The following is a 20,108-nucleotide window of genomic DNA, read 5'->3' as shown; positions in this document are numbered from 1 at the left end:
GGGAAGGGCGCCCGGGGCAAAAGGTTCTTGGGCTGGCTGCCCCGCATTTGTCCCACCCTGCCTGTTGAAATGGGAGCATGAATACGTTCGTGAAGATGATGTTGCGGCCGGCGCGCGCCCAGGAGTTCCGTTCTCACAACCCGTGCGACCGTCGGGCCGCCGGTTTGAAAACACCCATGCCAGAGGGGGTGCCGCTGGCGGACGCGGTGCGCATTCAAGCGGCGGAATTCTGGCTGGCGCTGGGGCTGGCCGATCAGGCCGCCCGCGAACTGGAAGCATTACCCGCGGCAACGGCCTGCCATCCTTGGACCCTGCGCACCCAACTGACAATTGTTTCCGCCCTGTGCCTGCACTGACATGAAAACGCGCCAAACCTTTCCTGAATGGAACGTCGCCACCACTGCGATTGATCGAACTGCGATCGCGATGCCGGACGTGGCGGATGAATACTGGCTGCCATCGCACCGGCCGCGCCGGCATAATCCGTGGGACACCCTGGCGAGCCGGCGTCATTCCCAAGCCAGAACCGGCCAGTGTGAGTTGAGTGGTTTGAAAAAAACTCGCTCCGCAAGGAACGCCGGTCTGTGACCCGGCTTTGAACCAGACAAAGTCTCAAATGCCGTCGCGATTCGTGCTGATTCTGCCGGCAGGCAACGCCTGCCGCTTTGTTCTGCGAGCGCCGTGACCCTATGCGCCGTCGATTTCCACACTGAGAATCTCGCCAGCTTCGCATTCGGCGCGGACGGTGAACGGACGGCAGCAGATTTCGCAGTCGGTCGTGAACTGCTGGCTGCCGGCCGAGGTGTCGAGGGCCAGGTCAAAGACCTGGCCGCAGTAAGGACATTGGACAGGGACGGATTCTTCCATACAATCTAGGTCATTCGAAACACCAATAGCACAAACCTTCAACCAAGCGAGCGCGACATGAAATTCGAGACCCTTTGCCTGCACGGCGGCTACCGACCCGAAGCCACGACCCAGTCCTGTGCGGTGCCGATTTACCGGACGTCCTCCTACACCTTCCGAAACACGGAACACGCGGCGAACCTGTTTGCGTTGCGCGAACTGGGCAACATCTACACCCGGTTGATGAATCCAACCACCGACGTGCTGGAGAAGCGCGTGGCACTGCTCGAAGGCGCTCCGGAAATGGGCGGGTTGGGCCTGGCCTCGGGCACCAGCGGCATTTTTTATTCGCTCATCAATGTGGCCCGGGCGGGGGACAACATCGTCAGCGCCCGCAACCTTTACGGCGGCACTTACACGCAGTTCAACGACATCCTGCCCGCGCTCGGCATCACGGTGAAGTTCGTGGATTCGAATGATCCGGACAACTTCGCCAAAGCCATCGATGCGAAGACCCGTGCGTTGTTTTGCGAAACGGTTTCCAACCCGGCGCTGGAAATCACCGATCTCGAAGCCGTCGCGAAGATTGCCAAGGCGCACGGGATTCCGTTCATCGTTGATTCCACCTTCTCCACACCCTACTTGACGCGGCCGCTCGATTTCGGGGCCGACATCGTGGTGCATTCGCTTACGAAGTGGTTTGGCGGGCACGGCACCGGCCTGGGCGGCGTGGTGGTGGACAGCGGCCGATTCAACTGGGCCGCGGGCCGGCATCCGCTCTACACAACGCCGGACAACAGCTACCATGGCCTGCGCTGGGGGGTGGATTTGCCGGAGCCGTTGAAGCCGCTGGCGTTCATCCTGCGCATGCGCACCGTGCCTTTGCGCAACCTGGGCTCGTGCATTGCGCCGGACAATTCGTGGATGTTTTTGCAGGGGATTGAAACCCTGCCGTTGCGCATGGAGCGGCACTGCCAAAATGCCCTGGCCGTGGCGCAGCATCTCAAGGCGCATCCGCGCGTGGAATGGGTGCGGTTTCCCGGCCTGAAAGACGACCCGGAATATGCCCGCAACCAGAAATATCTGCGCGGCAAGGGCGGCTCCATGGTCATCTTCGGCATCAAGGGCGGCGCGGCGGCCGGCAAGAACTTCATTGACCACCTGAAACTGTTCGCGCACCTGGCGAACGTGGGCGACGCCAAGAGCCTTGCGATTCATCCGGCCACCACCACGCACTCGCAATTGAGTGAAGCGGCGCAACGCGCGGGCGGCATCACGCCGGAACTCGTGCGCCTGAGCATCGGGCTCGAGCACATCGATGATCTGCTGGCGGACCTGGACCAGGCCCTTGAGCAGGCTTGAACTGAGCACGAGATAAAAAACCTTGGTGCAAACCGGCGGCGAACCGTAAAGTGCCGCGCCAATTCACCGGGCCGCGGTCCGGTTTCATTCACGCTGTGCAAAAGACAGGAAACATCGGAAAGGTCAAAACCCAGTTCTTCGAGTTCAACGACCCGAAGAGGCCGTTGAAGCTCCGTGTGGGCGCCACGCTCGAACGGTTCACGCTGGCTTACGAGATGTATGGCCGCATGAACGCCGACCGGTCGAACGTCATCCTCGTGTTCCATGCGATGACCGGCAGCCAGCACGCGGCGGGCATGAATCATCACGTATCCGGACTGGACGGTCGGTGGACGGAGGAAACGCACGAAGGCTGGTGGGACGGCGTCATCGGTCCCGGCAAGGCCATCGACACGCGCAAGTTCTGCGTCATCTGCGCCAATTACCTCGGCGGTTGCTACGGCTCCACGGGGCCCGCGTCGGTCAACCCCGAGACCAGCGAGCCCTACGGTCCGGACTTTCCCGTGCTGCGCATGAGCGACATTGTCGCATCGCAAATCAAGCTGCTGGATCATTTGGGCATCAGAAAGCTGCACGCCGTGGTCGGCGCGTCACTCGGCGGTTTTCTCTGCCAACTGCTGGCCACGCGTTATCCGGAGCGCGCGGGCATTGTCGTCTGCATCGGCACGGGGGTGGAGACGACGACCTACCAGCGCATCATCAACTTTGAGCAAATCACCGCCATCGAGGCCGATCCGCATTTCAAGGGTGGCGCCTATTACGGCAGCGAACGGCCGGATGCCGGACTGGCCCTGGCCCGGCGCATTGCGCACAAGACATTCGTTTCCCTCGACACGCTGCGCGAACGCGCCCGGAACGAGGTGGTCAGCCATAAACCCCCGCACGGCTGGTATGAAATGAACCATCCGGTCGAGTCCTATTTGCTGCGGCAGGGAGAAAAATTCGTGCGGCGCTTCGACGCCAACACCTACCTGCGCATCCTGGACGCGTGGCAATGGTTTGACCTGCTGGCGGAGTCCGGCGTCCGCGACCTGCATGACTTGTTTCTCCGCTGTCAGGACCAGGAATGGCTGGTGTTCAGCATCGATTCGGATTTGATGTTCCATCCCCAGGAGCAGGCCAAGCTCGTTTCCGTGCTGAAGAAGGCGCACGTGCCGGTGATGTGGGTCACCGTGCATTCCGACAAGGGCCACGATTCCTTCCTCATCGAGCCGCGGCTTTACACGCCGCACCTGCACCACGTGCTGGGTGACGGCAAGAAACCGCGCCAGTAGGGGCGGTCCGCTGCGGATCAAAGCAGGGCCAGCGCCTGCTGCAGTTCCGCGTCGGTGTTGTAGTAATGCGGCGAAAGGCGGAGGTAATGCCGGTTCTGCCGGTCCGTGCGCAGCGAAGCCACCACCTTGTTCGCGGTCAACCTGGCGTGCAGCGCGGCCATGTCGGCGTCGGGTTTGAAGAAGGTCGTAATGCCGCCGGCGTTCTCCGGTTTGGCGTCGGCATTGAGGACCGTGTAGCCCTTGGCCTGCAAGGCGGGCACCAGCCAGGCGCGCTTGCGCAACAGCTCGCGGCCGATGTTCTCCACGCCGAGTTCCAGAATCAGTTCCAGCGCCGCGCGCAGGCCGACAATGCTCAGCAAATTGTGCGAGCCGGCTTCAAACCGCCGCGCGTCCTCGCGCAAGACGATTTCCTCCTGGGCCACAAAATTGGGGCAACGGACATTGTGCCAGCCGAACACGGGCGGCTTGATCTTGGGAATCAGTTCGCGGCGCACGTAAAGCAGCCCGGCGGCGCACGGGCCGAGCAGCCACTTGTGGGCATCCGCCGCGAGAAAATCCACGTGCTCCACCGTGGTGGGAAACGCACCCAGGGTTTGAATCGCGTCCAGGCCGAAAATGATGCCGCGTTCGCGCAGGTGGCGCCCGACCTTGTCGATCTCCAGTCGGTAGCCGCTAACGAAGTGGCAGCTCGCCATGATCACGGCCCGCGTGTTTTCATCCACCTGGCCCAGGATATCGATGCTGCGCAATTCCCCCATGCGCCGCACGTTCATGAGCCGGACCTCAACGCCACGTTCGGCGAGCTTCATCCACGGATACACGTTGGAGGGATAATCGTCGAAGTAGATGAGGATGTTGTCGTTCTTGCGCACGGGCAGGCCGGCGGCGATCAAGCTCAGCCCCAGCGAGGTCGGCCCGACAAAGGCGATTTCTTCGCCGGTGCAATGCAGCAGCTGCGCCGCGGCCCCGCGGGCGTCGCGCAGGAAGCCCTCGAGCATGCCGGTTTCCTGGTCGTCGCCGCACGCGTTCAGTGAATAATGCGCCACCGCTTCGGCAACGCGGCGTGACAGCGGGCACACCGCAGCGTGAGCCAGAAAAATTTTGTCCCGCGTGACGGGAAACTCCCAGTGCCGTAGTTCTTCGTCCGCTAGAATGGCCTCAACGGTCATGCGCCGAGGGTAGGTGAAGCGTGCCGTGGCGTGAAGGCGCAAAACCGGGGTGGTCAAAATGCCCCTTTGCAAAGCGGTGGGACTTTGTTTAGTTGCCCGGGTCGTGAACGCCGCCGAAGCCAGGTTGCAGCGTCTGCTGCGGGAAGTCCGCGCCTGCACCATTTGCGCGGCGCACCTGCCGTTTCCGCCGCGGCCGGTGCTGCGGGCCGCCAGCACGGCGCGGCTGCTCATTGTGGGGCAGGCGCCGGGACGCAAGGTGCAGGAAACCGGCATCCCGTGGAACGATCCGTCGGGGGACCGGCTTCGCCAGTGGTTGGAACTGACCCGTGAGGCATTCTACGACGAACGGCGCATCGCCATCATTCCCACGGGATTTTGTTATCCGGGCAAGGGGGCGCACGGCGATTTGCCGCCGCGTCCGGAATGCGCGCCCTTGTGGCATCCCCAATTGCGTCAGGCCCTGCCGCACATCGAATTCACGCTGCTCATCGGCGGATACGCGCAGGCCTATTACCTCGGGAAACGCGCGCAGGCATCGCTGGCGGACACGGTGCGGGCGTGGCGCGAATACCTGCCGGAATTTCTGCCCCTGCCACATCCCAGCCCGCGCAACGTTGGCTGGTTCAAAACGCACCCCTGGTTTGAGGCGGAAGTGGTGCCGGCGCTGCGCGTGCGGGTTCGTGAACTGCTGCGGCGCTGAAGCGGCTCAGGGCTTTTTCAGTTTGGCGACCGCCGCCTGCATTTCGCGCAGGTGTGTGGCGGCGTCGGGCGAATCGGTGACATGCGCAATCCGGCCGTCGAGCCCAATCAGGAAACTCACACGGCGGGCCATGTTTTTGCCGTTCATCCGCACGCCGTAAGTGTCGGCCAGCTTGCCTTCGGTGTCCGCCAGCAGGGTGAAGTTCAGGCTGTGATCGGCGATGAATTTCTGGTGGCTCGCGGCCGAATCAAAACTCACGCCCACGACCTCGACATTGTCCTTGTTCAAGTCGCCCATGCGATCGCGGAGGCCGCACGCTTCGGCCGTGCAGCCCGGCGTGTTGTCTTTCGGGTAGAAGTAGAGCAGCACCACCTTTTTCCCCAACGCGTCGGCGAGCTTCCACGCTTTGCCGTTCTGATCGTGGCCGGCGACAAGCGGGGCCTTGTCGCCGACGTGCGGGGTGGCCGCGGCCGCAGCCGGAGCGGGAACGCCCGCCGCCAACAGGGTGGCAGCCAGGCCGAGACAGAGGGGAAGCAGCGCAGTTTTCATGACGTCATTCAGGGTCGTTTGGTTTGGACGACCTGGATTGGACCACGGCGCTGGCGTTCCATTCAAACGCCCCGGCCGATTGGGATCACCGCGGGCGCGGCGAACGGCGCAGGCCGTTTTGGAGCCAGAGCTTCCAGACCATGATGAGCGCCTCGCCGATGATGTGCTTGGACATCTTGGAATGCCCCTGGACGCGTTCGGTGAAGATGATGGGCACCTCGACGACGCGGTAGCCCGCGCGCCAGAGGCGATGGTTCAATTCGATCTGGAAGCTGTATCCGTTCGACTGAATTTCATCGATCTGGAGGGCTTCCAACGCGCGACGCGTGAAGCATTTGAAGCCACCGGTCGGGTCGGCGATGCGCATGCCGGTGATGAGCAGGACGTAAATCGCGGCAAATTTGCTCAACATCAGGCGCGGCAACGGCCAGTTGATGATGCGGATGCCGCCAATGTAGCGCGAACCGATGGCGCAGTCGGCGCTCGCGGCGGCTTCGATGAGGCGCGGCACGTCATCCGGGTTGTGGGAAAAATCGGCGTCCATCTCGAGGACGAATTCGTAGCCGTGTTCCAGCGCCCATTTGAATCCGGCGATGTAAGCGCGGCCGAGGCCGGCCTTCTGCTGGCGGTGCAGCACGTGCACTTCCGGATGCTGGGTGGCGAGTTCATCCGCCAGCGTGCCGGTGCCGTCGGGCGAGTTGTCGTCCACCACCAGCACATCCACGGGCCGGGAGAGGTGCAAAAGCCGTTGGACGAGCGGGGAAAGGTTTTCCCGCTCGTTGTAGGTGGGCACGACGACCAGCGCTTTGTTCATGCGGAACGGCTTGTGAGATAGTGGAACCGTCGCCGCGAAACAAGGCGCGAATTCCCGTTGGGCGTCAGACAACGGCGCGCGCCGCGCGTTCAAGGCGGTGGCCCAAAACTATCGGGAGGCGCCCAGCCGGAAGAACTTCAGTCCATCCGCTTCGACCGGCAGGGTCAGTTCGAACGGGCCGTTCGTGCCCGGAATTGGATCGCCCCACGGCAGCCAGTCGGCGAGGTTCGTGGACCAGTAGGCTTGATAGTTTACGCCGTCAAGCCCGCTCCAGTTCAGCAGCAGGTTGGTGGCGGACAAACTGGCGGACAAGACCGGCGCCATGGAACCCACCATGACGAAGTCTTGATTGGTGACGGTGTCGGTGACGTTGGACAGGGTGATGGAATCGGGCTGAAACAGGTTGGCCGCAAGTGATGGCGTGAGGGTGCCGCTCCAGCCCGGCGGCACGCCAATCGAGTAAGTTCCCGTCGCGTCTGTCATGGCCGGCAGATAGCCAACGCTGGCCGTGACGGTGACGCCGGCCACCGGGGCGTTGTTCGTGTCGCGCACCGTGCCTTGAATGGTCGGCAGCGCGATGGTGAAGGCGCCCGTGTAAACCTGCGACATGGGCGTGCCGTAAATGTCTGCAAAGTTCGGCGCCACGGTGAAGGTGTAATCGCCCGGCGCGTTCAATGCTGGAGTGAAGAGCAAACGCACCGAAGCGTTTCCCGGCATGATGGCCTGCAGCGCGGGCAGGGGACTGCCCGGCGGCGGCGTCAGGGTGAAGGCGGCCGTGGACACCGTGGCGGGGTCCACCTGTTCGGAGAAGCCGACTTCCACGTAGCTGACGACGTTGCTGATCGTGCCGACGGGCGTTTGCGAGGTGATGCTCAACGGTGGAAGGCTCGCGAAGACGATCGTTCCGTTCTGGCCGGCATTCGCGCCTTCGCCGCCGAGTGCGCTGAGCACTCCGGCGAAATCATTCGTGTGATTCGCATAAACAGCGATGCGCCCGCCGCCACCACCGCCGCCGCCGTAAAGTTCGCCGTCGCCGCCGTCCGCGGCAATGACTCCATGGCCGGCCAGCGAATGCGCCGTAATCCAGATGCTGCCGCCCGCACCGCCCCCGGACTCGTCGTTCACACCGGCATTGCCGCCGGCGGTGATCAGGCCATCGACCGTCAATGTGCCCGGCACTGTCAGGCGAACCGCGCCACCGCCTTCACTGCCACCGGGATTGGAAATGATGCCCGCGCCGCCGCCGCTGCCGTAAGCATCCGGTTGTGCGGTGGAGCCGTAGGTGGTGCCGCCCGGGGAACCGGCTGCTGAAGCGCCGCCGGCGCCGCCGTAGCCGCCACCGGAGCCTTGATTCGAGATGTTTTGTCCGGCGCCCGGTCCCAGGCCGCGACCATAGCCGAATCCGCTCCCAGTGATCATACCGCCCACCGCTACCGTGAGGTTGCTGCGGCAGGCCACCATCAGTGTGGTTTGGGCCACCGGATCACTCAGCGTCCCGTTGTTGCCCACGACGAGGTTGTTCAAGGTGGGGACGCCCGGAGCGTAGTAGGAGGCAGTCGCCCCGTTGGCGAGGGTCAGGTCGAACAAACGAGTCGGCAGGCCAAGGTTGGAACTGAGCGGGGTGTTCGTCCCGCGTGGCCCGCCGTTGTCGAGAATCAACTGGGCCACTGGCTGGTCGGCACTTTGCAGATACACCGTGCCCGCGCCGCCGGGGAACAGGCCGTTGCCGCCGCGGGCCGTGATGGTGCCGGTGAAAGCGGGGAGATTCGAGTGGCCGATCTGCCGCGGTTGCCAGGTGATGGCGATGCGTCCGCCGCCGCCACCACCCCCAAAGCCAGCCCCTGCGCCACCACGGGCGGAAATCAAGCCCGAGCCGGTAAATCCATTCAACGTCAACCACAGGCTTCCGCCCGCGCCGCCGCCCGCGCCGCCCGTGAGGTATGAGGCGTCGATGCCGTTGGCCGTCAACGCCCCGTCCACCTGCAATACGCCATTTACCGTCAACTTCAAGGCCCCGCCGCCGGCTCCCGATGTGGCGGCGTAATTGGAATTGCTGCCACCCGGGCCGCCGGGCGTCGTGGGCGCGGTGATCTGGCCGTAGGCCGAACTAAAGTTGGGTGGATTGCCGCCGCCGTAACCGCCGTGGCTGCCGCCGCCCACCGTGCTTGAATTACCATTCCCAGAATAGGATCCAACGCCCGCTCCGTCCCACGACAAGGAACCTCCCGGCTCGATGACCACGTTGCTTTGGACCGTGATGGTCTGTTGCGTCAGGGGAGGCACGCCCAGCAAGGCGGCGTTGCTGCGCACCAAAAGGCTGTTCAGGTTGACGCTGGAGGCATTGATCCAGGCGCGGGCTCCCGCGCGAATTTCCAAATCGCCGGAGAATGTGTTCAGCAGGGTGACGGCGCCAGAGGTGCCGTGGTTGTCGCAAATCACCTTGGGCGGAAATTGCCCGCGCTGAAAGAACACGGTCCCCGCACCGCCCGCATTCGCCCCGTCACCGCCGAACGCCGTGACGGCGCCCGTAAATTGATTCGTCTGGCAGGCGATGGCGATGCGCCCGCCGCCGCCTCCGCCGCCCCAACTGTCGTAGCCGTTGCCGCCGTCCGCGTGGATCTGGCCGCTGCCCGTCAGCGTGCCCGCGTTCAGGTAAATGCTGCCGCCGGCGCCGCCGCCCCCGCCACTTATTCCGGCCGTGCCGCTGGCGGAAATGGTGCCGTCAAGGAACAAGGTCCGCGTGACGTTTACGGAGATGCGTCCGCCCCCGACGCCCCCGCTCGAATTTTGGACGCCGCCGCCGCCGCTGCCGGCGTTGATCAGTGGTGAGGCGACATTGTCGTTGGCAGTGCCACCCGCGGCGGCGTTGCTGATTGAATTGCCGCCGGCCCCGCCGTGTCCCCCGCCGCTGCCGACGTATTCGCTGTAAGGAAGGTAAAGGTAGGACCATTTGCCGGCGCCGGGGCCGTTGTTGGGGCCAAAGCCCGCGGCGTCCGCGGTAATCCCGCCGCCGGCTTGAATCACCGCATTGCTGTTGACCTGCACGCTGAACGCAAAGGGCGATGACCAATTGGTCTGCACCGCCAGCCATGAGTTCGATTCGACGGTCAGGCTGGTCACGGCCAGGGAACCCGATGCTGAGGCGACGGCTTGTCCGCGCACGATCAAATCAGAGTTGTCGAGGAATTGAATCGGCGTCTGCGCCCGGCCGGCCGGCTGACCGCCATTGTCCACCAGCAACTGCGCCCGGCCCGCCACCGGCATGAGAACGGTGCCCGCTCCGCCGGGGTTGTAACCGCTCCCGCCAAAGGCCGTGGCGCGGCCGGCAAACAGGTTGGTGCTGGCCACGACGTAAATGCGTCCGCCCCCGCCACCGCCGCCGGCGGTGATGACGCCGCGGCCGCCGTTGGCCGCGAGGAGGCCGGTGCCGGAAAGCGTCGTGGCTGTGATGTTGACGCTGCCGCCCGAACCGCCGCCGCCACCCGTGCCCGAACCGTCGCCACCGTTGGCCGAGACCCTGCCGTCCACGCGCAGCTCACCGCCGACCGTCAGCCGGAGCAACCCACCGCCGCCGCCGCCCACCGATGAAACGTAGTTGCCGCCGCCGCTGCCAAACTGCCCGCCACTTATGATGGTGCCATATGTGGCGCCACCGTAGGCGGAGGCCACAGAACTGTCCCCGCCAGCGCCGCCATAGCCGCCGCCGCTGCATGGGCGCACAGTGTTGCCGGTGTAGGAGCGCCCGGCTCCCGGACCCTGTGCCGGTGAGGAGCCAGCCGCATCGGCCGCAATCGCGGCGCCCGCCAGCACGGAGACATTGCCGGCGACATTCAGAAACAACGCCTGTTGCGGTGAAGCCACCAGCTTCCCGCCGGTGTCCACGAGCAGGTTGGACAGGGCGGGACTGCCAGAAAGCTGCACGAGCGCGTTGCTTTGAATCACCAGATCCAACGGCTGGCCGAGGCTCGCAACCGGCGTGTTGGTGCCGACGCGACCACCGTTGTTCAACCACAGCAATGCGTTCGTGACACTGTCCGCCACGTAAATGGTGCCGGCGCCGCCGCATTGCCAGCCCAGGCCACCTTGCGCGGTCAGGCTGCCCGTAAACATGTTCGTGGCGCATTGAATGGCAATGCGCCCACCACCCCCGCCGCCACCCAGCGCGGGTTCGCCCGCGCCACCATTGGCGGAAATGGCGCCACTGCCCGCAAAGTTCGTCGCCACGAGCCAGACGCTTCCGCCGGCGCCGCCACCTGCACGAGCGTTGGTGGCATTGATGCCGTCCGCATTGATGACGCCGTCGAGGGTGAATGTTCCGCCGCAACTGATTTCCACCCGGCCGCCGCCAGCGCCACCGTAGCCAATGCCCAAACCGCCGGCGCCGCCAAGTGCGATCGGCTGTTGAAGGGAAGTCGAACTGGCCGCGCCACCGAACGAGTTGGTGGCACCCATGCCGCCTGTGCCGCCCTGGCCGCCACCGCCCCCGGTGGACGGTGCGCCACTTGAGCCACCATGCCCGGCGCCGTAAGTGCCCGAGTAGCCCCGGCCGGCCGCGTCAATCACAGTCCCAGCGGCCGCGCTCACGTCACCCGTCACGTTCAGGTTCAAGCCCGCGGCAAAGGTGCCCAACGAGACGTCGTAACTCACCAAAACCATGGTGTTGTCGGGAATCGACGAAGTTTCCGTGCGGGCGAGGTAGGTCAGATTGCTCTCGACGGTCAGCACGTAATCCGTGGCGTTGGTGTAGGTGACCGTGCCGCTCATGTCCTGCACCAGGACGGACGCCGTGATAATGTTGCTGTTCGCCAATGGTGCCGCGTTGGTGCTGGTGAGCAATTGCGGTTCATCGGCCACGTGGCTCGTCACGGTCACCGAACCGATGGGGGAGGCGGAATGCGTCAGCGTTGCGCCGCCGGCCAAAATCAAACTGGCGAAGTTGTGCGGACCGTCCACGGTCAATGTCGCGTTGCTGACGACGATATCGGCCCCATCATAATTGGTATCCGACGGTCCGATGGCGGTATCGCTCGTAAAAGTAACTGCCCGTGCCAAGAGCGGCAGGGCGCAAAATGTGGCGGCGAAAAGTCGCAGGAATGTTTTCATAGGAAATTAAGGGGCGGTGACGCGGTAAAAGCGCTGTGGCCAGTTGGTGGCTGCAGGATCAAGAAAGAAGAATGAACCGGGAGATGCGGTCTCCGCTGTGCCAAGGGCTTCCCAATCGAGCAGGTTCGTTGAGGCCCACACCCGGTAAGTTGCATTGCTGGTTCCGCTAAAGACGATCCGGAACTCGCCATTGGTCGATAATCCGGAGCCGGTCACATCCATGACCGGAACAACGGGCAGGACGATGTTTACCGTGACTGATGCGGGGTCGGAATCAACCGCGCCGTCATTGGCCACGAAATCAAACGCTGCATACGGATTGCCGATCTCGTGTTCGGCCGGCACGAAGATGACGCGCTGGTTGGCGTCGGCAACGATGATGTTGGTTGAAGTGATTTGCGGGCCCCGCGCGCCATTGTTGCATTGGTAAAGTAATCCCACCTCGGGCAGGCTGATGATGCGATATGTCAACGGACTGCCACTGGAGCTGGCGCCGGCGAGGGTGATCAACAAATCTTTGTCCGGATAACCGGCGACAACCTGATTGAGTGCGAAAGGCGCCTGGCCTGGCATCAACGCCAAAGAATGTGAACCACCCGCCGCAAAGAGAACGACATTGCTAATGGCGGCGGGAGGTAAAGCTTGTCCAAAGTAATTATAGCCCCAGCCGGCAAACGTATCGTCTGCCGCCAGCATCAGATTATGTGAGCCACCACAGGCTGCTGCTACTACGTTCGTAAATGCGGCGGGCACGTTCGTCTGGCTTGAAGAATTCAAGCCCCAGGCCACCAGCGTGCCGTCGTGGCGAAGCGCGAGGCTGTGATACAAACCGGCTCCCACCCAGACCACGTTGCTCACTCCTTCGGGAACGCTCGACTGCCCGTAGTTGTTGGCGCCCCATGCGGTGACCGTGCCATCCCCGCGTAACGCGACGTTATGATACCAGCCCGCCGCGATGCCCACGACATTGGTCAGCCCGGCAGGCACGTTGCGTTGGCCTTGCGAATTATCGCCCCAAGCCACCAGCGAACCATCGTCGCGCAGCGCCAGGGAATGCTGGCCGCCCGCCGCAACGGCCACGATGTTCGTGGCGCTCGGGGGCACGTTGGTTTGCCCCGCGTTATTCCGGCCCCACGCGACGACCCGCCCGTCCGCGAGCAACGCGACGTTATGGAATCCTCCGGCGGCGAGGGACGCAACCGCCGGCAGCCCGGGAACAGTGGTCTGGCCGTAGGCGTTGTTGCCCCAGGCCAGCACGGTTCCATCAGCCCGCAGCGCGAGGCTGTGCGAGAAGCCACCGGTCACGGAAACGACCGCGCCCTGGTTGGCTGGCACACTGGACTGTCCGGAGGAGTTGTCGCCCCAGGCAGTGAGCCGGCCGCCCGTAACGAAGCGCTGGTCGGGTCCCTGCACAATTTGCGTTGCATTGCTGGCGATCAGACGGAAATGAATGACCTGTCCGGCAGTCACTCCCGTGATGGGTTGGCTGACCTGCAATACGCCAAAATTAGACATCACGTTGACCGGCGTTGTGGACCGGCCGTAACTGGTATTTGTGCCCCATTCGAACCACGCTGCGGCGTTGAATCCGTGTGGTGAGACAAAACCATTCAGCCTTGCATTCGTCAGGCTCGTTTCACTGGCGGGGGAGGTGAAGACGTCCAGACGGGCGACTTCGTCAATGTGCAACACCCCTAGCGCGGATTTCGCGTCGCCGTCAAAGGCGGTGAATTCGAAGCTCGCGTAGTCCTGCCCCACCTCACCTCCTTGCGGAACAAAAACGACCCGCGCGCCGTCGTCCATGACGGGTGTGCCATTGGTGGTGATTGCCGTCCCTCGTCCGCCACCGGCGTATTGGTATAGAGTCCCAATCAGCGGCAGCGTTTCCACGGTGTAGGACAGCACATCGCCATCCACATCATTTCCAGACAACGGAATGACCAGATCGGAATTGCCAAAACCCGTTACTGATTGGGATGCCGCCACGGGCGGCGTGTTGGTGACCAACGCGGCGGTGAAATCATCGGCGGGTGAAACCTTGACGAAGTGTTCGAGACCGGGGGGCGGCTCTTGCTGGCCGTAGCTGTTGTCGCCCCAGGCGACGATGGTGCCGTCGTGTTTCAGGGCAAAACTGACGTCTCCATGCGCGGCAATGGCCACGACGTTGCTCAGACCGGCGGGCGGCGTCGCCGCTCCCTTCGTGTTGCTTCCCCAGCCAACCACGGTGCCATCGGATCGCAACGCGAGGCTGTGCGCAGTTCCTGCAGCGACCGCCACGCAGTCGCTGGCCGCGGGCGGCACGTTCGTCAGGTTGTTGACGCCGTAGCCCCACGCCGTGATTGTTCCATCGGCTTTGAGTGCCAATCCGTGATAGGAGCCCGCGGCGACCATCACGACATTGCTGAGGGTGGGGGGATAGTTTGTCAGCTCCGGCTGGCCCCTGTCGCCCCAGCCGAGAATTCTGCCTTCGGGTTTGATCGCCAATGCCAGCGTGGGGCCGGCCGCAATGTCCGTAATGTTGCTCAGGCCGGGCGGCATCCCCAAATCAAATTCATCCTGTCCCCAAGCAGTGACCGTATGGTCTGACTTGAGCGCCAGGCTGAAGATATTTCCCGCCGCCACGCGGATGACGTTGCTCAACCCCGTCGGCGGAATGGTCTGGCCATAGTTGTTGAAGCCCCAGCCAACCACGGTGCCGTCCCGCTTGAGCGCCAGCGTGTGACCGCTGCCGGTGGCCAGGCTCATCAGCCCTCCCAACCCCGCGGGGATATTCGTCTCTCCATCGACATTGTAATTGCCCCACAACCGCGCACGCAAACGGGTGGCGAACAATTGCGGAAAACCAAATCTCACCCCGGCCGCATTGCTGACGACCAGCCGGCATTCCAGCGTCGTCGTCGTCGGCAGGTTGTAAACCACCGCACTAACCGGCACCACCACGAGTCCGTTGCCCGCTGGAACTGGCGGGGTGCGGTTCACGAAATTGCCCGGTTCGCCCCATTCAAACCACGCGGTAGAATCGAATCCGTTGGGAACGGTGACGCCGTTGAACACGGCCCCGGCCGGCGTCAGTCCCGTCGGTGCAAGCGTATGGGCATACGCGCGGCCTTCAATGTTGATGGTCACGGATGCCGGAGCCGAGGTCGCGTTGCCGTCATCCGCCACGAAACTTAAACTTGAGTAGGGGCTGTCAAACGAGTTCGTTGCCGGCACAAAAATGACGCGGCCAAGCGAATCGCTGACAACGGTGTCTGTGGAAGCGATGACCGCACCTCGCTCCCCGGCGACATATTGATATAACGTGCCGGCTGTGGCCGGCAGCGCAATCCGGAACGAAAGGAGATCCGCATCACGGTCGGTGCCCTGCAGGGTGATGATGAGATCGTTGTTGGCGGGGCCGGTGATGGTCTGCGCCAGCGCCTCTGGCGGGGAATTGTCAACCAGCGCGAGATCGTGGCTGCCCCCCGCGGACGCTGCGACGGCATTGCTCACACTGTCCGGCACCGTGTTGGGGCCGGGCACACCCAGTCCCCAAGTCGTCACCTTGCCTTGATCATCCATGGCCAGGCCGTGCCAGGTGCCGCCAGATGCCAACACGACGTTGGTCAGGCCCGCCGGCACGTTGGTCTGACCATGGTCGTCATTACCCCATGCGATGACGCTTCCGTCGTCCTTCACCGCCAGGCTGAACCAGTGTCCAGCCGCCACGGCGACCACATTGGTCAGGCCCGCCGGCACGTTCGTCTGGCCGTATTCATTGTCGCCCCAGCCCACAACGGTTCCATCGTCCTTCAAGGCGAGGCTGTGTTCATAACCGCACGCCACAGCCACGACGTTGCTCAGGCCCGGCGGCACGTTCGTCTGGCCAAAATAGTTGTAACCCCAGGCCGCCACGCCCCCATCGGCCTTCAGCGCGACGCTGTGAGAACCGCCGCCGGCAATGGCCACGACGTTGCTCAATCCTGCGGGCGGCGTCGCGGGTTGACCGGTCGAACGATTAAAATGGCTGCCCCAGGCCACCACAGTGCCGTCGGCCTTCAGCGCGAGACTGTGGTAATAGCCGGCAGACACTGCGATGACGTTGCTCAGCCCCGAAGGAACATCGGTTTCGCCATAGCCATCGTAGCCCCACGCTGCCACCGTGCCGTCGGCTCGGAGCACGACACTGTGCAGGCCGCCGCCGTCCAAGGCCACCACGTTGCCCAGGCCGGGCGGCAGATTGGTCTGTCCGTAGCCATTGTCACCCCAGGCCTGGACGCGTTTGACGGGAGCAAAGCACTGCGCGATGCCGCGGTGAATGCCCAGTGCATTGCTGACGACCAGACGGCATTGATAATCGTGTCCGCCCAGCAGATTTGAGATGGCCGTGCTGACGCGCACGACTCCGAAGCCGTTTCCTGCTGTGACCGGCCCGGTGGTGGCCGTGGAACCGCCCCGCTCGCCCCACTCGAACCAGGCGATGGCATCCAGCCCGTTGGGTGTGGCCATGCCGTTCAACACGGTGGAATTGGTGGTCGTATGATCGGCCGGTTGAGTGTGGGCGAACGGCGCATGCGGCAGGCGAATATCGAGCGAAACGGATGCCGGTGCGGAGTCGGTCAAGCCGTCATCGGCCACAAACGAAAACGCGTCGGGCACGTCCGAGAAATCCCCCACGAATACGACGCGCCCGGCAGAGTCCGAGACAACGCTGTTTGAAAGCGTGACCGGCGAGCCCCGGACTCCGTTGTCATACTGGTAAAGCGTCCCATGTTCGGGCAGTGACAGAATCTGGAAGCCAACCGGATCGCCATCGGGGTCCGAGCCGAATAGGTGCAGCACCAGTTCCTGGCCCGACACCGCCGATGCGTTCGTTGGACCGGCCTGGGGAGGGTGATTGGCTACGGTGGCGAGGCTGTGGTCGAACCCGGCCGCCACCAACACCACGTTGCTCAAACCCGGAGGCACGGATGACTCGCCGTAGTTGTCATACCACCAGGCGCGCACGGTTCCGTCGTTGCGCAGCGCGACATTGTGAAACAGGCCGCAGGCCACGGACACGAGGTTGGTTGCGTCGTCCGGGGCCACGGTTTCGTTGAACTGGTTGTAGCCCCACGCCCGCGTTGTGCCGTCGGTGCGCAAGGCGAGATTGTGATAGCCGCCTGCCGCAATGGCCGCCACGTGAGTGATGTTGGACGGCAAGCTGGTTTGATTCTCATTCGTGCGCCCCCAGTTCACAACCGTGCCATCCGCCCGGAGCGCCACGCTGTGATAACGTCCGCCCGCCACGGCCACGACATTGCTCAACGCCACCGGGACATCGGTCTGGCCATCGGAATCACGGCCCCACGCCACCACGGTTCCGTCCGAACGCAACGCCAGACAATGGTTCCCACCCGCGGCAATCGCGACCACATTGCTCAAGCCGGAAGGCACATTGGTCGCGCCATACGTATCATCGCCCCAGGCCACCACCGTCCCGTTGAATTGCAGGGCGAGCGCGTGAAATTCACCGGCGGCAACCGCGATGACATTGCTTATTCCAACCGGCACATCAGTCTGGCCATAAACGTTTTCACCCCAGGCCTGAACGCGTCCGCTCGCGAGCAGGGCGACGGTGAAGTAGCCGCCGCCGGCCATTGCTGTCACCGAGTTGCCGCGCAGCCCATCGGGAATATTGGTCTGACCCGCGTTTGAGTAGCCCCAGGCACGGAGACGGGCTGCAGTGGTGAACGGCTGCGGCGCGCCGTAGGCCACACCGACCGCGTTGCTGGCCACCAGCCGGCCCTGATAAACAATCCCGGCGACCAAATTGGAGATTGGGGCTTGCAGCCAGATCACATGGGAAGCAACTCCCACCGCAACGGGCGGCGTGGACTGGCTGAATGTGCCCCGTTCGCCCCACTCGAACCACGCGCTGGTGGGCTGTCCGTTCGGGAGGGCGAATCCGTTCAATGTCGCCTGTTCCGCGCGCACTTCAGTCGCGGGCGCCGTGAAGGCGGCGGGAAGCAGTTGTTGGTATTCATACGCCCCCAGATCCACCGTCCCGTCAACGATGCGCGGATGGCCGTCCAGATCCGAGGCGGCCGTGACGTTGCCATTGTCGCCCGAATTGATGGCGAAGGAGGTGGCCTGCAAATGGTAGTCGCCGCCTGCCTGATTCACAAAGCGGGGCGGAGCTGTGATGTTGCCCACGCCATTGGTGGGCAGCGGCGTGGTGCAGCTGGTGTTCAGCGTGCTGGCGGAAAAATTCGGTTCGCTCGGGGCGGTGTTGTAATAAACGATGCTGTCGTTTGCCGTGCAGGCATCAATCCCGCCGGCGCTGACGGATGCCGAGTTCCCGGCCACCGTGCAGTTTTGCAGCGTGCATTCCCGGGCGCCACCACTCCAGGTTGCGCTCCCTCCGGTCAGGAGACAGTTCGTCAAATCGCTGCGGGAAGCATTGCCGCCCCGGAAGGCGGCGATGTTGTTGGACAGGACACAATCCAACAGAGTGCTGACATACGCGCCACCGCCTTCACCTTCGGTGGTGCGGTTTCCGGCCAGCACGCAGTTGCTGAGCGTTGAATTGGCGGCGCCGCCGCCGCTTTGCTCGGCCAGATTGCCGGTCAACAGACAGTCGCTCAAGGTGCTGTAGAACGCCCCGCCACCGAACATCAAGGAACCGGCGGTGTAGAAATTACTGCTGAGCACGCAGCCACGCAGCGTGCTGGCGAATGCGCCCCCGCCTTTGGCAGAGGAGTTGGCGTTCAGTTGGCAGTCAGTGAGGAGGCTGTAAGCAGCCGCGCCGCCCGTCAAACTGGTGTTCCCGGCGAGCAGGCAATTCGTCAGGCTGCCCTGATATACCCCGCCTCCGAAGTTCGTGGCGGTGTTTCCCAGGAACACACAGTTGGCAATCAGGGAATTTGTCGTCGCACAATAGACGCCCCCGCCGCTGGGGGCGGTTCCGTTGGTCAGCGTGAAGCCGGAAAGCGTGGCGCCGCCGGCCAGATAGACACAGCGGCTGGATCCCTGGCCGTCGATTCGGGTCGCTTCGGGGCCATTCACGCTCACCACGACAATGGGCAGATTGACCACCACGCAGTTCGTCCCGGATCCTCCAAACCGGGCGGCTGTGTAATACACCCCGTCGTTGACCAGCACTTCGTCGCCGGAACTCGCAATGTCCACGGCGTCTTGAATATTGGTGGCTGCCTTGGACCAGTTGTTGTAGGGCGGTGCTGGATGCGTGCTGTTCACGTCCACATACCGCACCGTGGCGCCGGCGGTCTGCTGCATGGCCAGCCCCAAAGCACACGCAACAATGCTACCACTGAGCGAAGTTCTCATTAAGCGGATCGCCTTGGCGGAGTGACACCTGAAATGGTGAAAGCTGGGCAAAGTCTGAAAGCGAAGCCGCCGCAACGCAATTCCAGAATCCCGACTCCGCAGGAATACGGACCGGTCCGATTTCAGGCCGGCCGCGGAACGGGCGGCAACAAGGACCGCAGCGGACACGCCGCGCACCGGGGCTCGCGCGGACGACAGAAATGTTTGCCCACCATCACAAGTTGCGCGTGATAATCCTGCCAGTAATCCAGGCGCGCGGCGCCGGCCGGCTCGTTCAAGGCGGATTCACAAAGCGATTGCAGGGCGTCGTAGCTGAAGAGGTCATCCTTGCGGATCGGCCGGGCGAGGCGGTTCGCCGGTGCGCCGGACCAGGCGTGACGTTGGAAAATCCGCTTCGTGTAGGCGTCGATTACGAAACGGGCGTGGCCGCCGGCGTAGAGCAGCAAACTGTCCGCCGTCTCCGGGCCGATGCCGTGAATTGCCAGCAGCCGTGCGCGGACCGTGGCCGTTTCACCGGCGAACAATTGTTCCAAGTCGGCCGCGAATTCCTCCACCAGCACTTGCAGAAACGCCCGCAGCCGCCGGGCCTTTACGTTGAAGTAACCAGCGGGCCGGATGAGTGCCGCGAGCCGCGCGTGGGGCAGCACGAAGAGCGGCCGCGGTGCGAGCACGCCGGCGGATTTGAGGTTTTGAATCGCCCGCTCCACGTTGGACCAGCTGGTATTTTGCACGAGCACGGCACCGACGCACACTTCGAACGGGGTTTCGCCCGGCCACCATTGCTGATGTCCAAAGCGGCGTCGCATCAGCGGGTAGGCGCGGCGCAGGGCGCGGGCGGTTCCGGTCGGCGGCATGCCGCTGTTTAACCCGGCATCAGGGCGGAAGGCAACGCGGATTGGCAGCCCGTTCATCGCGCCAACAACGGCGACCGATACTTTTCCGCCGCGCCTTGCTCCGGCGCGGTGGATTTGTTACTCAACTCC

11 protein-coding genes are annotated in these 20,108 nt (G+C 63.7%); 4 read left to right on the top strand and 7 right to left on the bottom strand.

The annotated features are described in order from the left end of the window. Positions 1-77 precede the first annotated feature (77 nt). The gene (locus VFV96_03790; protein ID HEU5069519.1) at positions 78-356 is read left to right on the top strand and encodes a hypothetical protein; all 279 of its coding nucleotides are present in this window, start codon (positions 78-80) and stop codon (positions 354-356) included. 331 nt (positions 357-687) lie between these two features. Here the strand turns inward: VFV96_03790 and VFV96_03785 are convergent, their stop codons facing one another. Continuing rightward, complete coding sequence (locus VFV96_03785) at positions 688-867, bottom strand: CPXCG motif-containing cysteine-rich protein (GenBank protein ID HEU5069518.1); 180 nt, start codon at positions 865-867, stop codon at positions 688-690. Between the two features lie 57 nt (positions 868-924). On the opposite strand from VFV96_03785, the gene VFV96_03780 reads away from it, so the two are divergent. Together VFV96_03780 and VFV96_03775 are read left to right on the top strand one after the other, a co-directional pair. Beyond that, the gene (locus VFV96_03780; protein ID HEU5069517.1) at positions 925-2,208 is read left to right on the top strand and encodes an O-acetylhomoserine aminocarboxypropyltransferase/cysteine synthase family protein; all 1,284 of its coding nucleotides are present in this window, start codon (positions 925-927) and stop codon (positions 2,206-2,208) included. Positions 2,209-2,303: 95 nt separating this feature from the next. Next, positions 2,304-3,482, top strand: a complete 1,179-nt coding sequence (locus VFV96_03775; protein ID HEU5069516.1) for a homoserine O-acetyltransferase — start codon at positions 2,304-2,306, stop codon at positions 3,480-3,482. Between the two features lie 17 nt (positions 3,483-3,499). On the opposite strand, the gene VFV96_03770 is transcribed toward VFV96_03775, so the two are convergent. Continuing rightward, the gene (locus VFV96_03770) at positions 3,500-4,651 is read right to left on the bottom strand and encodes an aminotransferase class V-fold PLP-dependent enzyme (protein HEU5069515.1); all 1,152 of its coding nucleotides are present in this window, start codon (positions 4,649-4,651) and stop codon (positions 3,500-3,502) included. A gap of 103 nt (positions 4,652-4,754) precedes the next feature. On the opposite strand from VFV96_03770, the gene VFV96_03765 reads away from it, so the two are divergent. Then, positions 4,755-5,351, top strand: coding sequence for a uracil-DNA glycosylase family protein (locus tag VFV96_03765; protein ID HEU5069514.1), 597 nt, complete (start codon positions 4,755-4,757; stop codon positions 5,349-5,351). 6 nt (positions 5,352-5,357) lie between these two features. Here VFV96_03765 and VFV96_03760 read toward each other — a convergent pair whose 3' ends face one another. From VFV96_03760 to VFV96_03740, 5 genes are all read right to left on the bottom strand, one after another. Beyond that, positions 5,358-5,900, bottom strand: a complete 543-nt coding sequence (locus VFV96_03760; GenBank protein ID HEU5069513.1) for a peroxiredoxin — start codon at positions 5,898-5,900, stop codon at positions 5,358-5,360. Positions 5,901-5,985: 85 nt separating this feature from the next. Continuing rightward, positions 5,986-6,714 carry a polyprenol monophosphomannose synthase gene (locus tag VFV96_03755; GenBank protein HEU5069512.1) on the bottom strand — a complete coding sequence of 243 codons (729 nt, stop codon included), beginning with the start codon at positions 6,712-6,714 and terminating at the stop codon, positions 5,986-5,988. Between the two features lie 108 nt (positions 6,715-6,822). Continuing rightward, complete coding sequence (locus VFV96_03750; protein HEU5069511.1) at positions 6,823-11,817, bottom strand: Ig-like domain-containing protein; 4,995 nt, start codon at positions 11,815-11,817, stop codon at positions 6,823-6,825. Positions 11,818-11,823: 6 nt separating this feature from the next. Continuing rightward, the gene (locus VFV96_03745) at positions 11,824-19,074 is read right to left on the bottom strand and encodes a choice-of-anchor Q domain-containing protein (protein HEU5069510.1); all 7,251 of its coding nucleotides are present in this window, start codon (positions 19,072-19,074) and stop codon (positions 11,824-11,826) included. Positions 19,075-19,247: 173 nt separating this feature from the next. After that, complete coding sequence (locus VFV96_03740; GenBank protein ID HEU5069509.1) at positions 19,248-19,979, bottom strand: endonuclease III domain-containing protein; 732 nt, start codon at positions 19,977-19,979, stop codon at positions 19,248-19,250. Between the last annotated feature and the right edge of the window lie 129 nt (positions 19,980-20,108).

The sequence above is a fragment of the Verrucomicrobiia bacterium genome, assembly GCA_035765895.1.
Taxonomy (GTDB): Bacteria; Verrucomicrobiota; Verrucomicrobiia; order Limisphaerales; family DSYF01; genus DSYF01.
This window is presented reverse-complemented; position numbering and strand designations above follow the sequence as displayed.

What these genes read in the sequence shown, in the direction of transcription:
- VFV96_03770 (HEU5069515.1), bottom strand. Translation starts at nt 4,651, where the DNA reads ATGACCGTTGAGGCCATTCTAGCGGACGAAGAACTACGGCACTGGGAG.
- VFV96_03760 (HEU5069513.1), bottom strand. Translation starts at nt 5,900, where the DNA reads ATGAAAACTGCGCTGCTTCCCCTCTGTCTCGGCCTGGCTGCCACCCTG.
- VFV96_03790 (HEU5069519.1), top strand. Translation starts at nt 78, where the DNA reads ATGAATACGTTCGTGAAGATGATGTTGCGGCCGGCGCGCGCCCAGGAG.
- VFV96_03750 (HEU5069511.1), bottom strand. Translation starts at nt 11,817, where the DNA reads ATGAAAACATTCCTGCGACTTTTCGCCGCCACATTTTGCGCCCTGCCG.
- VFV96_03740 (HEU5069509.1), bottom strand. Translation starts at nt 19,979, where the DNA reads ATGCCGCCGACCGGAACCGCCCGCGCCCTGCGCCGCGCCTACCCGCTG.
- VFV96_03780 (HEU5069517.1), top strand. Translation starts at nt 925, where the DNA reads ATGAAATTCGAGACCCTTTGCCTGCACGGCGGCTACCGACCCGAAGCC.
- VFV96_03755 (HEU5069512.1), bottom strand. Translation starts at nt 6,714, where the DNA reads ATGAACAAAGCGCTGGTCGTCGTGCCCACCTACAACGAGCGGGAAAAC.
- VFV96_03745 (HEU5069510.1), bottom strand. Translation starts at nt 19,074, where the DNA reads ATGCAGCAGACCGCCGGCGCCACGGTGCGGTATGTGGACGTGAACAGC.
- VFV96_03785 (HEU5069518.1), bottom strand. Translation starts at nt 867, where the DNA reads ATGGAAGAATCCGTCCCTGTCCAATGTCCTTACTGCGGCCAGGTCTTT.